General features: G+C 67.0%; 11 protein-coding genes. 5 read left to right on the top strand and 6 right to left on the bottom strand.

Annotated features, from left to right (window positions below; genetic code table 11):
* The first annotated feature begins 37 nt into the window (after positions 1–37).
* The 5 genes from ACNH6H_RS24410 to ACNH6H_RS24390 all read left to right on the top strand — a co-directional run bounded on the left by ACNH6H_RS24410 (position 38) and on the right by ACNH6H_RS24390 (position 4,990).
* Positions 38–1,021: a tripartite tricarboxylate transporter substrate binding protein gene (locus tag ACNH6H_RS24410; RefSeq protein WP_418320865.1), complete on the top strand. Its 984-nt coding sequence runs from the start codon at positions 38–40 to the stop codon at positions 1,019–1,021.
* Between the two features lie 6 nt (positions 1,022–1,027).
* Positions 1,028–2,008: an SMP-30/gluconolactonase/LRE family protein gene (locus ACNH6H_RS24405; protein WP_418320864.1), complete on the top strand. Its 981-nt coding sequence runs from the start codon at positions 1,028–1,030 to the stop codon at positions 2,006–2,008.
* 64 nt (positions 2,009–2,072) lie between these two features.
* Positions 2,073–3,056, top strand: coding sequence for a Bug family tripartite tricarboxylate transporter substrate binding protein (locus ACNH6H_RS24400; protein ID WP_418320863.1), 984 nt, complete (start codon positions 2,073–2,075; stop codon positions 3,054–3,056).
* Between the two features lie 42 nt (positions 3,057–3,098).
* Positions 3,099–4,226, top strand: a complete 1,128-nt coding sequence (locus ACNH6H_RS24395) for a nitronate monooxygenase (RefSeq protein WP_418320862.1) — start codon at positions 3,099–3,101, stop codon at positions 4,224–4,226.
* Complete coding sequence (locus ACNH6H_RS24390) at positions 4,223–4,990, top strand: crotonase/enoyl-CoA hydratase family protein (RefSeq protein ID WP_418320861.1); 768 nt, start codon at positions 4,223–4,225, stop codon at positions 4,988–4,990. The genes ACNH6H_RS24395 and ACNH6H_RS24390 overlap by 4 nt, the downstream gene beginning before the upstream one ends.
* A 10-nt stretch (positions 4,991–5,000) precedes the next feature.
* Here the strand turns inward: ACNH6H_RS24390 and ACNH6H_RS24385 are convergent, their stop codons facing one another.
* From ACNH6H_RS24385 to ACNH6H_RS24360, 6 genes are read right to left on the bottom strand one after another with little or no spacing between them, the layout of a single operon-like run.
* Positions 5,001–6,443 (bottom strand): aldehyde dehydrogenase family protein, encoded by a 1,443-nt coding sequence (locus ACNH6H_RS24385; protein WP_418320860.1) that lies wholly within the window; start codon positions 6,441–6,443, stop codon positions 5,001–5,003.
* Between the two features lies 1 nt (position 6,444).
* Positions 6,445–8,097, bottom strand: coding sequence for a GMC family oxidoreductase (locus ACNH6H_RS24380; protein WP_418320859.1), 1,653 nt, complete (start codon positions 8,095–8,097; stop codon positions 6,445–6,447).
* 15 nt (positions 8,098–8,112) lie between these two features.
* A complete protein-coding gene (locus tag ACNH6H_RS24375; RefSeq protein ID WP_418320858.1) occupies positions 8,113–9,159 on the bottom strand; it encodes an amidohydrolase family protein in 1,047 nt (348 codons plus the stop codon).
* A gap of 22 nt (positions 9,160–9,181) precedes the next feature.
* Entirely contained in the window at positions 9,182–10,489 is a 1,308-nt protein-coding gene (locus tag ACNH6H_RS24370; protein WP_418320857.1) for a TRAP transporter large permease, read from the bottom strand.
* Entirely contained in the window at positions 10,482–11,039 is a 558-nt protein-coding gene (locus ACNH6H_RS24365) for a TRAP transporter small permease (RefSeq protein ID WP_418320856.1), read from the bottom strand. The genes ACNH6H_RS24370 and ACNH6H_RS24365 overlap by 8 nt, the downstream gene beginning before the upstream one ends.
* Before the next feature lie 21 nt (positions 11,040–11,060).
* A complete protein-coding gene (locus ACNH6H_RS24360; protein ID WP_418320855.1) occupies positions 11,061–12,182 on the bottom strand; it encodes a C4-dicarboxylate TRAP transporter substrate-binding protein in 1,122 nt (373 codons plus the stop codon).
* Positions 12,183–12,197 lie beyond the last annotated feature (15 nt).

The raw sequence follows: 12,197 nt of genomic DNA, 5'->3' as shown, positions 1-12,197 counted from the left end.
AGACCTGCCCTTTCCCCCCACCACGACGGAGACGATGATGAAGAGCGGATTTTTTGCACTGACGACCCGGATTGCCAGGCCATTGGCCGCGGCGGCCGCGCTGACCCTGGCCACCGCGGCCAACGCCGCCTATCCGGACAAGTCGGTCCGCCTCGTCGTCGGCTTCGCGCCTGGCGGCTCCGACATCTCCGGGCGCATCGTTGCGCAAAAGCTGTCGCAGCTGTGGGGCCAGTCGATCGTTGTCGACAACAAGCCGGGAGCGGCCGGCAACATCGGCGCCGACCTCGTCGCGCGCGCCGCACCGGACGGCTATACGCTGCTGCTCGCGGTCAACTCGTACACGATCAATACAACCGTCTATCGCAACCTGAGCTGGGACCTGCAGCGCGACTTCGTGCCGATCGCCCGTTATGGAACGTCGCCGATGGTCGTCGTCGTCAACGAGAAGCTGCCGGTGCGCACGCTGCCCGAGCTCGTCGCGCATGCAAAAGCCAACCCGGGCAAGCTGAACTACGGCTCGGCTGGCCAAGGCACCGCGCCGCACCTGGTCGTCGAGCAGTTCCTGCAGCAGACCGGCACCTCGATGGCGCACATTCCGTACAAGGGCTCTGCGCCGTCGGTCACCGCGGTGCTGGCCGACGAGGTGCAGGTCGCCTTCGGCGCGCAGTCGGCATTCGAATCCTTCATCAAGGCCGGCAAGCTGCGCACGCTGGCGGTGACGACCGAGCAGCGCTCGCAGGCATTGCCCGACGTGCCGACGGTGCGCGAGGCAATGAACATCGATTTCGACGCCGACATCTGGTATGGGCTGCTTGCACCGGCCAATACACCGCCGGCGATCGTGCAGAAGATCAGCGACGACCTGCGCAAGGTGCTGGCCGACCCGGAAACCCAGACCAAGCTGCGCGAAGTCGGCGTGACCGCCAATTTCCTCGGTTCGCAGGACATGCGCAACCTGATCCAGCGTGATGTCGCGAAATGGCGCGAAGTCGCCAACCGCATCAAGCTGACGATGGACTGAGCGCCTGTGAGCCCGACCGGAACAGGCCGGGTGCTCGCCGGAGCATCTGGGCCGATCGAATTCGACCTCGTCGGCGATGACCTGCGGCGGCCCGAATGTGTGCTCGCGACCGCGGCAGGTCGGCTACACGTTTCCGACAAGCGCGGCGGCGTGACGACCATTGAGCCGGATGGCCGCCAGCATCTGCTCGGCAGTTCGGCAATGGTGCCGAACGGCATCGCCCTGCAGCGTGACGGCGGCTTTCTGGTCGCCAACCTCGGCCCGGACGGCGGCGTCTGGCGGATCGATGCGCAAGGCTCAGTGCAACCGTGGCTGCTCGAATTTGCCGGCGTGCGCCTGCCCGGCGTCAATTTCGTGACGACCGATGCGCAGGATCGCACCTGGATCTGCGTCAGCGCGAACCAGACCGGCGACCGTTACCCGTTGCGCGAGCGCAGCGGCTACATCCTGCTGCACGACCGGCACGGCATCCGCCAGGTCGGCGGCGAGCTCGGCTACACGAACGAATTGCGGCTGAGCGCCGACGGCCGCCAACTTTTTGTCAACGAGACCTTCGCACGCCGCACGACGCGTTTCGCGCTTGCCTCGGACGGCTGCCTGCGCGACCGCGCGACGGTTGCGGAGTTCGAGGCCGGTGACTTCCCCGACGGCCTGACGCTCGATGCCGAAGGCGCGTTGTGGGTGGTCTGCGTCGGCAGCAACCGGATATACCGGATCACCGCGGACGGCAAGCGGCAGACGGTGATCGACGATGCGGATCCGGAATGCGTGGCGCGTCTCGAGTCGGCGATGCAGGCCGGTGAACTGACGCGGCCGTTGCTCGGCGCGGCGCGCGGCCGCCACCTGGCCAATGTGACGAGCCTCGCGTTTGGCGGCCCGGACCTGTGCACCGCCTACCTCGGTTGCCTTGGCGGATCAGCGCTGGTGCGTTTTCGCTCACCGGTCGCCGGCCTGCGGCCCGATCACTGGAACTGGGCCGGTGCGTGACCAGCCCGGTCGACAACAACAGCACGCAGCAAATCCCGCCCCGCTCAACGCCATTGGAGACACCATGTCCGACCCCACGACATTTTCACGACGTTCCTTCCTCGGGGCGGCTGCGGCCGGCTCCGCCGCGCTGGCGCTGCCCGGCGCAGTCTGGGCCCAGGAGGGCATCGTCCACCTGTCGGTCGGCTTTCCGCCCGGAGGCTCGGGCGACATCTTTGCGCGCATCCTTGCTGACGGCCTGCGCGAGGAACTGAACCGCCCGGTAGTCGTCGAGAACCGGCCCGGTGCAGGCGGCCTGACGGTTGCGGTGAATTTTCTGCGCGCGCCGAAGGACGGCAGCCACATCATGCTGGCCACCGGCTCGACCGCGGTCGCTGCGCCGATCTCGCGCGCGAAGCCGCCGTACAACCCGATGGAAGATTTCCAGTGGATCGCGCTGCTGTCGAATGCGCCGTTCGTGATCGCGATCAATCCGACGCTGCCGGTGCGCAACCTGAAGGAACTGGTCGCGTATGCGAAGGAGCGGCCGGGCAAGATGTCGTATGGCCACGCCGGCATGGGAACGACGGTGCACCTGGCCGCCGAGATGTTCAAGGACGCGGCCGGCATCTCGGTCGTCGACGTGCCTTATGCCGGCAGCGCGCCTGCCATCACCGACACGATCGCCAACAACGTGCAGTTCATCGTCGAGACCTCGGGCACGCTGCTGCCGCACCACAAGTCGGGCCGGCTGCGCATCATCAGCCTGCTGGCGGACAGCCGCGAGAAGATCAACCCGGACATCCCGACCGCCCGCGAGGAAGGCTACGAGCTGATCGCCGGAACCTACAACCTGCTGGCCGTGCCGGCCGGCACGCCGGCCGCGGTGGTCGAAAACCTCGGCAAGGCGACGACGCGGGTGATGGACAACCCGGCGATCCTCGACAAACTGGTCGGCCTCGGGATCACGCCGGTGCGCAATTCGAATCCGGCACAGGCGCGCGCCTTCATGCAGGCCGAAATCGCGCGCTGGCAGCCGCTGGTGAAAAAACTCAACATCGCGCTTTGACCAATCAGCCCTGGAGGTGGCGGGCAACCCGCCGCAATTGACATGCAGACACCGTTGTGTCGCAGACTCGGCTGCGAGCTGCCGATCTTTGCCTTTTCGCATTGCCGCGATGTCGTCGTCGAGGTGACCCGGGCCGGCGGTTTCGGCGTGCTCGGCGCATCGACGTTTTCACCGGAGCAGCTCGAGGCCGAGCTGCGCTGGATCGACGAACATGTCGATGGCCGGCCTTACGGCGTGGACGTGATCATCCCGACCAGCTACGACACGCAGGCCGAAAAAACCAGCGAAGACCTGCACCAGCTGATCCCGCAAACCCACCGTGATTTTGTCGAGAACATCCTCAGCGAGGCCGGTATTCCACCGTTGCCGCCGCACGAAAAGGAGCGCGTCGAGCGCGAGATCGTGCAGGGCCGCGGCGGCATGACACCCGACGGCGCCCGGCGGCTGCTGGCGGTCACGCTGTCGCATCCGCAAGTGCGGCTGGTGGTCAGCGCACTCGGTTCGCCGCCGCCGGATGTCATCGCCGATCTCCGCGGCAGGGGCATCGTGATCGGCGCGATGTGCGGCAAGGCCGAACATGCGGAGCGACACATGGCGGCCGGCGTCGAGGTGATCGTCGCGCAGGGCACCGAGGCCGGCGGTCATACCGGCGAGATCGCGACGATGGTGCTGGTGCCGCAGGTCGTCGAAGCCTGCGGCGACCGCGTCGCGGTGCTGGCCGCCGGCGGCATCGCGCGCGGCAGCCAGATCGCCGCCGCGCTGGCACTCGGCGCGCAGGGTGTCTGGTGCGGCACGGTGTGGCTCGGCACGCGAGAAAGCGAACTCGATGCCTTCGAGAAGGAGGTGTTGTTCGAGGCCGGCGCCAGCGATGCGGTGCGGCGCAAGGCACGCACCGGCAAGACCGTGCGGATGTTGAAAAGCCGCTTGTCCGAAGCCTGGGAACAACCCGGCGCGCCGGCCTACCTGCCGACACCGCTGCAGGGCATCCTCTACAACGAGGCCCATGCCCGCGTGGTTCGCGCGAAGCGCAAGGACCTTTATTCATTTCCCGCCGGCCAGGTGGTCGGCATGATCAACGAGGAGAGCAGCGTCCGCGACGTGATGTACCGGATGCAGCTCGAATACCTCGAGGCCGTCGAGCGACTGCAAACCTTCACGCCAGCAACATGAGCACACCCGAAGTCCTGGTCGAGCACGACGACGGCCTGGTGATCATCACGATCAACCGGACCGATCAGAAAAATGCCGTCAACCGCGCGGTCTCCTACGGCGTCTGCGAAGCGATCGACGAGATGGACCGCAATCCGGCGTTGCGTGCCGGCATCTTGACCGGCGCCGGCGGCACCTTCTGCTCCGGAATGGACCTGAAGGCTTTTCTGCGCGGCGAAGTGACCCGCGTCGAAGGCCGCGGCATCCTCGGCATCGCGAGGACCCCGCCGAAAAAGCCGTTGATCGCTGCGGTCGAGGGTTGGTGCCTTGCCGGCGGCTTCGAATCGATGCTGGTCTGCGACCTCGTCGTGACCGCACGCAACGCGATGTTCGGAATTCCCGAGGTCAAGCGCGGCCTCGCCGCGGCGGCCGGCGGGCTGATGCGGCTGCCGCGGCTGATACCGCAACGCATCGCAATGGAGATGGCATTGACCGGCGACCTGTACCCGGCCGACAAACTCGCGCCCTACGGCCTGTTCAATGCGGTGGTCGACCCGGGCGAGGCACTGGCCGAGGCGATCAAGCTGGCGCGCCGGGTGATCGCCAATGCACCGCTGTCGGTCGCCGCCAGCAAACGCGTGATCGTCGAGCAGCGCGACTGGCCACTCGACCGCATGTTCGAGCTGCAGGAGCCGATCACCGCGCCGGTGCTGGCATCGAAGGATGCCCGCGAAGGCGCAGCGGCGTTTGCCGAGCGGCGGCCCGCTGCCTGGCGAGGCGAGTGAGCCGCGTTGCCTAGAGGCTGACCGTCACGACCTTCTCGTCGGTCATCTCGCGGATCGCGAACCTCGGCCCTTCGCGGCCGAAGCCACTCGCCTTGACGCCGCCATAGGACATCGCATCGGCGCGTGAGCTCGACGTCTCGTTGATGTGCACCGCGCCTGCCTTGACCAGCCGGGCTGCGGCGAAGGCGCTGCCGAGGTTGCGCGTGAAGATGCCGGCGGCGAGGCCGAACGGCGTTGCGTTGACCTCGCGGATCGCCGCCTGCAGATCGGCGAACGGGATCACCGAGACGACCGGTGCGAAGATTTCCTCGTCGACGACCTTCATGCCGGGCCGCACCTGGTCCAGCACCGTGGGCTGCAGCACCGAACACGTGCGCCCTCCTCCGACGCCGAGCCTGGCGCCGCCCTGCAAGGCTTCGGCGATCCAGGTTTCGGCGCGTTCGGCCTGCGCCTGCGTGATCATCGGCCCGACCTGCGTCCTTGCATCGCGCGGGTCGCCGGCCGGCATCGCCGCAGCGGCTTCGCTCAGCCGATGCAGCACCTCGTCGGCAAGGGGTGCCTCGACATACAGCCGCTGGATCGACGTGCAGACCTGACCGGCCTTGCGGAACGACGCGCGGGCCAGCTTCGGCAGCGCGCCATCGATATCGGCATCGGCGCAGACGATCGTGCAGGCGATGCTGCCGAGCTCGAGCTGGGTCCGCCGCAGGCCGGCCGCTGCCTGGATCAGCCGGCCGACACGGGTGCTGCCGGTGAAGGCATAGAAGTCGATGTCGGGTTCGTCGAGCAGCCAGCTGCCGACCTGCCCGTCCAGGCCATGCAGCAAGGCAATCGCGCCGGCAGGCCATCCGGCTTCGAGCAACAGATCGCAGATCAGGCTCGCGGTCAGCGGCGTGTAGCCGGATGGCTTGAACAGCACCGCATTGCCGGCGGCGATCGCCGGGCCGAGCTTGTGCAGCACCGCATTCAGCGGCGAATTGAACGGCGTGATCGCGCAGACGATGCCGACCGGCTCGCGCATGGAAAAACCGATGCGGTTGTGCTGACCCGGGTTGCCGTCGAGCGGCATCATCTCGCCGCTGATGCGTTTCGCCTCTTCGGCGCAGAGCTCCAGCGTATCGAGCGCACGCAGCAGTTCGCCCTGCGCCTCGGCGACGGTAAAACCGGCTTCGGCGATCGTCAGCTCGATCAGCCGCTGCCGTTGTTGCGAGATCAGCTGCGCCGCGCGGCGCAGGATCTGCGCCCGTTCGTACGGCGGCGGGATTGCCGCGCAGGCGCGGCGCGCGACCCGCACCGCATCGGCCACCTGCATTCGGCTCGCCGCATGCACCTGTGCCAGCGGCTGTTGCGTGAAGCGGTCGTCGACGGCAAACAGCCCGTCACCGTCGAGACGCCGGCCATCGATCAGAATTTGCGTTGAAGGCAATGCCGTCATCGTCTCGGGCAGATCCATTTCAGGCTGCGACCGGGGCTGCGCGATCGGGCGCCAGCGCCGTGGCCGGCGCGCTCACACCGCGGATCAGGTCGGCGGCCCGCTCGCCAACCATCAGCGTCGCGGCAAGCGTATTCGCCGACGGTACCCGCGGGATCACCGAGGCATCGACGACGCGCAGGCCGTCGACGCCGCGCACACGCAACTGCGCATCGACGACCGCCAGCGGGTCGCCACCCGGACCCATGCTGCAGCTGCCGACCAGGTGGTAGGCGGTATTGCCGATGCGGCGCGCAAAATCCAGCCACTCGTCGTCGCTGGCGACGGCATCACCGGGCAGTGTCTCGGCGTCGAAAAACGGTTGCAGCGCGCGGCTTCGCAGCAGCCGGCGCGCAATCTTCAGCGCCGCCACGATGGTCCGCTGATCCTGCTCCTCGTGCAGATAGTTCGGCTGCACACGCGGAGCGGCCAGCGGGTCTGCGCTCGCGATCCGAACGCTGCCGCGGCTTTCCGGGCGCTGCTGGCGCGCACCGACGCTCATGCCCGGTGCATCGTCGACCTGGTAGTGCTTGCCGGGCTTGTAGCTCGCCGGCGTGAACAACACCTGGATGTCGCCGCGCGTCAGTTCGGCGCGGGTCTTCCAGAACACATGGACCAGCGACGGGCTCAGGCCGATGATGCTCGGCCTGCCGGCCAGCCACTTCGCGATCTCGATGCCGAGCCGCCAGCCGTGTGCCGATTCGTTGATCGTGCGGACGTCGCGCGCGCGCGCCGTCATCCGCACCGTGTAATGGTCGCGCAGGTTTTCGCCGACGCCGGGCAGATGCTGCAGCACCGGCACGCCGAGCTGCTGCAGCAACGGGCCGGGCCCGATGCCGGACAACTGCAGCAGCTTTGGCGAATTGATCGTGCCGGCGCAGAGAATCACTTCGCGCCGCGCCCGCACGATGTGTTTTTCGGCGCCTTGCTGATAAGACACGCCAGTTGCGCGTCGGCCGTCGAAAACGATCGCCGTTGCGACCGCATCGGTGCGCAGGTCGACCCGGCCACGCTGCACCGCCGGATGCAGAAAGGCATCGGCGGCACTGACGCGGCGGCCGCGATCGATCGTGCGCTGGAAATAACCGGCGCCGAGCTGCTGCGCGCCGTTGTAATCGGGATTGCGCGGAATGCCGAGTTCGGCCGCGCCGGCGATGAAAGCCTCGCACAGTGGGCTGGTCCAGTCGGGATCGGTGACCGGCAATTCGCCGTCGAGGCCGCGATAGACCGGGTCGCCGATGCCGATGCGCCGCTCGGATTTCATGAAATACGGCAACACGTCGCGGTAGCCCCAGCCGGCATTGCCGAGCGCCGCCCAGTCGTCGAAATCCTCGGCCTGGCCGCGCGTATACGCGAGGCCGTTGATCGAACTCGAACCGCCGACCACCCGGCCCTGCGGCAGCCGCACGCTGCGGCCAGCGATCGCCGCACCGGGCTCGCACTCGAACGGCCACATGATGTCGGGCCGGTTCAACAGCTTGACGAACGCGGCCGGTATTCGGATATAGGGGTGTTTATCGAGCGGGCCCGCTTCGAGCACGCAGACCGTGCTGATGCCGTCTTCGCTCAAGCGATTCGCGAGCACCGAGCCTGCCGGCCCGGAGCCGACGATCACATAGTCGAAATCGGTGGCCATCGGCGCGGCCCGCGCTCAGCCGGCGCTGACGGCAGGGATGCGGTAGACGCGCGCCGCGGTGTCATGGAACAGCGCATTGCGCTCGTCGGCGCCGTAGTCGCGCGTGATGAGCTTGAACGCATTCCAGATCACGCCGTAACTCGCTGTTCCCTTGTCGACCGGAAAATTGCTCTGCAACATGCAGCGCCTGGGCCCGAAGGCGGCGATGCATTCGGCGATATACGGCTGCCATGCGGCAGCAAGCTGTTCAGAGTTCGGCGGCCGGTCGCGCTGCGCGAAGTCGAAGCCGAACAGCCGCATGCCCATGCCGCCGAGCTTGACGACGACATTGTCGCAATGCGCCAGCGACCGGATCGAGCGGCGCCAGTCGGCAAATACCGCATCGCGCCGGCCCTGGTAGGGGCCGATGCCGATCGGCCCGCCGACATGGTCGAGCACGACGGTGGTACCGGGGAAGGCGTGCGCAAGATCTTCCAGCTCGCCGATCTGCGTGTGGTACAGCCAGGCGTCGAACGACAGGCCGCGCGGCCCGAGGCAGGCAAAGCCGCGGCGGAACTGCGCATCGAGCAGCAGACCCGGCGGCGGGTTCGCGAGCGAACCACGGGCGCGCGGATCGGGGTGGTAGACGCTCGAATGGCGCACGCCCCGGAAGCGGCCGGGCGTCGCGGCAACATGCGCATCGAGCACTGCGGCGACATCGCTGCCGAGCTGCAGGTTCGCATGGCCGACGATGCCGGCGGCAATCCGGCACGGCCGGTCGGCGGAGGCTTCGGCGATCGCATTGACGAATTCCGTCTCACCCAACGGCGCCAGTTCGGTCGGGCCCTGCTTGCGGTACATGCTTGCGCACTCGACGAAGACCGTCGCGACGATGCGGTGGCCAGAGCTCACGTCGGCCAGCACGTCCTCGTGCAGGTAGCGGTTGTTCGCGTGGTCCCAGATGTGGTGATGCGCATCGATGATCGACAGCTCGGGCTCGAGCGGAGCCTCATCGTGTTGCGCCAGCCAGTCGGGCCGGATCGGCAGGTGGGGATGCGGAACGGGCTCCTCGATGGCGCTCATTGCTGGGTTTCGGGACGCAGAGTCAGGAGAAAAGCCCCGGGAACCACAACACGATGCCCGGCACGAAGATGATCAGCGCGACCAGCAGCAGGTCGGCGATGAAAAACCACCAGATGCCGCGGAAGATCAGTTCGGTCGGCGCGGTCTTGCCGATCGTGCTGCTGAGCACGAAGACATTCAGCCCGACCGGCGGCGTGATCATGCCGATCTCGAGCATCTTCGCGACATAGGCACCGAACCAGATCAGGCTGATCTCGGCACCGCGGATCATCGGCAGGAAGATCGGCAGCGTGATCAGCATCGCGCCGACCGGCTCGAGGAACATGCCGAGCGCCAGATAGACGACGGTGATGCCGAGCAGCAGTGTCAGCGGGCCGGCATTCAGCGAGTCGACGCCGCTGGCGATCGCTTCGCCGACACCGGACAAGGTCAGGAATCGGGTCAGCATGCTCGCGCCGACGATCACGATGAACAGGCCGCCGCAGGTGACCAGCGTCTCGACGGTTGCCAGCTTGAACGATTCGCGGGTCAGCGTGCGCTTGACCGCAGCGACCAGCAGCGCCATCGCGGCACCGACCGCACCGGCCTGCGTCGCGGTGAACAGGCCGGCGAACATGCCGCCGAGCACGCCGACTATCAGCACGACGATCGGCCAGGTCGACTTGATCGCTTCCCAGTGCTGGGCCCTGGTCACCGTTTCCGTGACTTGCGGCGCCAGCGACGGGTTCAGCTTGACGCGGATGATGATGACCAGCACATAGGTCAGCGAGGTTGCGATGCCGACACCGAGGCCGGCCAGGAACAGCGCGGTGATCGGCACCTGAGCGACGACGCCGAAGATGATCAGCAGGATGCTCGGCGGAATCAGCGCGCCGACCGTGCCCGCCGCGGCCAGCGTGCCGGTCGCCAGCCCCATGTCGTAGCGGTGCTTGACCATCTCCGGCACCGCGACCTTGCCCATCGCGGCCGCGCAGGCAACGCTCGACCCGGTAACCGCGGCAAAACCGGAACAGCCGAAAACCGACGCGATCGCGAGGCCGCCGGGCAGTCGCGAGAACCACAGCCGCGCCGCTGCAAACAGACCTGCCGTCAGCCCGCAGCGGTAGCAGACGAAGCCCATCAGCAGGAACATCGGCACCGAACTCAAGGTCCAGTTCGCGATGAAGGAGAACGGCACCACCTGCAGCATGCCCCAGGCGGCTGCATGGTCCGACATCGCCCACAGCCCGAGGTAGGAAACCAGCACCAGCGACAAGCCGATCGGCGCACGCAGCGCAATCAGCCCGAGCAGGCCGCCGATGCCGACCATGCCGATCATCGTGTCAGACACCGGCATGCTCCGATTCGATATCGTGTTCCGCCGGCTCGTCCTGCGCTTCGGGCACACCCATCAACGCCAGCACCAGCCGGCCGGCTATGACGACGGCACTGAGGCCGAAGCCCACTGGCAGCATGAAATACGACGGCCATACAACGACCCGGGTGCCGTGCTCATGGACGAAGGCACTGCTCGCAAATTTCGTCATCGCCTGCTGCCAGGCCTGCGTGGTCAGCATCAGGTAGACGCCCAGCACGATCACCAGCACGAGGATGCGCACGACCAGTTGCACCCGCGGCGGCATGCGCCGGTAGAACAGATCCGCACTGATGTGCGCGCCGCGGAACTCGGCCGCAACGACCGGCAGAAATGCCACTGCAATCATGTAGTACTGCGTGACATAGGTGCTGGTCAGTGCAAGCGGCGAGTTCAGCAGCAGCCCGGCCATCACGTCGAGCGTGATGTGGACCATCATCGCCATCAGGCCGATCGCGGCGATGGCGACGACGAGTCCGTCGAGGAAGCTGCCTATCCGGTAGGCAACGGTCTGCCGGGCATCCATGGAAGTCGCTCGCGCTGCGCCTTACATGCCGTAGGTCTTGACGTCGATCTTCGAGTAGATCTCCTTGTGCAGGATGTCGGCCAGCACCTTCGGTTCGGCCTTATCGATGCCCGGCGGAATCAGCTTCTCCCATTTCGCGACCAGGTCGCGGAAGCGCTGCGCCTTTGCGGGGGCATTCTTGATGCCGTAGTCCTTCTCGGCGGATGCGGCGACGCGGGCGATATCGGCCGCGGCGAACGCCTTCGAGCGAGCGACCAGGTCCGGCGCTGCCTCGTGGATCTGGATGCCCTTCTTGCGCGCCTCGGCGAGGTTGCGCTCGACATCACCGAGAAAACGCAGCGTGACGACCGCCGAACCCATCGCGGCGGCATCGACGACCGCGCGGCGCTGCGGCTCCGACAGTGCGCGCCAGGTATTGCGGTTGACGTTGAGGATCTCCATGCCGTGGTAGGTGCCGCCGGGCGCGCCGGTCGTCACATGCTTGACAAGGTCGATCAGCCGCAGGTTGGTCAGCTCGGAGGCCGGCAGCATGCCGCCGTCCAGCGTGCCTTGCGACATCGCCTCGAAGATCTCGTTCGGCGTGATCGACATCGCGACCGCACCCATGTCCGAGGCCCAGCGGCCCCACGGCGCGGCGCCCGAACGCAGCTTCTTGCCCTTGATGTCGTCGAGCGTGGTGATCTTCTTCGTCGACAGGATCCAGTACGGGCCGGCTGCGACCGAACCAAGGTAGACATGGTTCATCTTCAGCTTCTCGGCCTGGCATTCCTGGCAGGTCATCAGGTATTCGGTCATCGCACCGGCCATCGCAAAGCCGCTGCTGCCGAGCATCGCCAGGTTGATCGGCAGCTGCGCTTCCGGCAGGTCCGACGGCAGCAGCGGGGCGAGCACGAAGCCGAGGTCGACGACACCGTCGCGGATGCCGGCGTAGGTCTGGGTCGAATTGAGGAACGACAGCGGCAGGATGCGCACGTTCATGTCCGGCGCCTGTTCCTTCAGCGCCTTCGCGAATGCCTCGTAGCCGGTGTGGTTGGTGTGCGTCGGCAGCACGCCGGAAGCCAGTTTCAGATCGCGCGCCGCAGCCGGACCTGAGGCGATCGCGACACCGAGACCGAGGGCGAGCAGGAGTTTGGACAGTTTCATGTTGAGTCTCCTAAG

It is taken from the genome of Pseudideonella sakaiensis (assembly GCF_048320135.1).
GTDB classification, from domain to species: Bacteria; Pseudomonadota; Gammaproteobacteria; order Burkholderiales; family Burkholderiaceae_C; genus Ideonella_A; species Ideonella_A sakaiensis_A.
Note: the sequence above shows the minus strand (reverse complement) of the source record. Positions and strands in the feature narration are given on the sequence as shown.

What these genes read in the sequence shown, in the direction of transcription:
- ACNH6H_RS24410 (WP_418320865.1), top strand. Translation starts at nt 38, where the DNA reads ATGAAGAGCGGATTTTTTGCACTGACGACCCGGATTGCCAGGCCATTG.
- ACNH6H_RS24400 (WP_418320863.1), top strand. Translation starts at nt 2,073, where the DNA reads ATGTCCGACCCCACGACATTTTCACGACGTTCCTTCCTCGGGGCGGCT.
- ACNH6H_RS24395 (WP_418320862.1), top strand. Translation starts at nt 3,099, where the DNA reads ATGCAGACACCGTTGTGTCGCAGACTCGGCTGCGAGCTGCCGATCTTT.
- ACNH6H_RS24390 (WP_418320861.1), top strand. Translation starts at nt 4,223, where the DNA reads ATGAGCACACCCGAAGTCCTGGTCGAGCACGACGACGGCCTGGTGATC.
- ACNH6H_RS24385 (WP_418320860.1), bottom strand. Translation starts at nt 6,443, where the DNA reads ATGGATCTGCCCGAGACGATGACGGCATTGCCTTCAACGCAAATTCTG.
- ACNH6H_RS24380 (WP_418320859.1), bottom strand. Translation starts at nt 8,097, where the DNA reads ATGGCCACCGATTTCGACTATGTGATCGTCGGCTCCGGGCCGGCAGGC.
- ACNH6H_RS24375 (WP_418320858.1), bottom strand. Translation starts at nt 9,159, where the DNA reads ATGAGCGCCATCGAGGAGCCCGTTCCGCATCCCCACCTGCCGATCCGG.
- ACNH6H_RS24365 (WP_418320856.1), bottom strand. Translation starts at nt 11,039, where the DNA reads ATGGATGCCCGGCAGACCGTTGCCTACCGGATAGGCAGCTTCCTCGAC.
- ACNH6H_RS24360 (WP_418320855.1), bottom strand. Translation starts at nt 12,182, where the DNA reads ATGAAACTGTCCAAACTCCTGCTCGCCCTCGGTCTCGGTGTCGCGATC.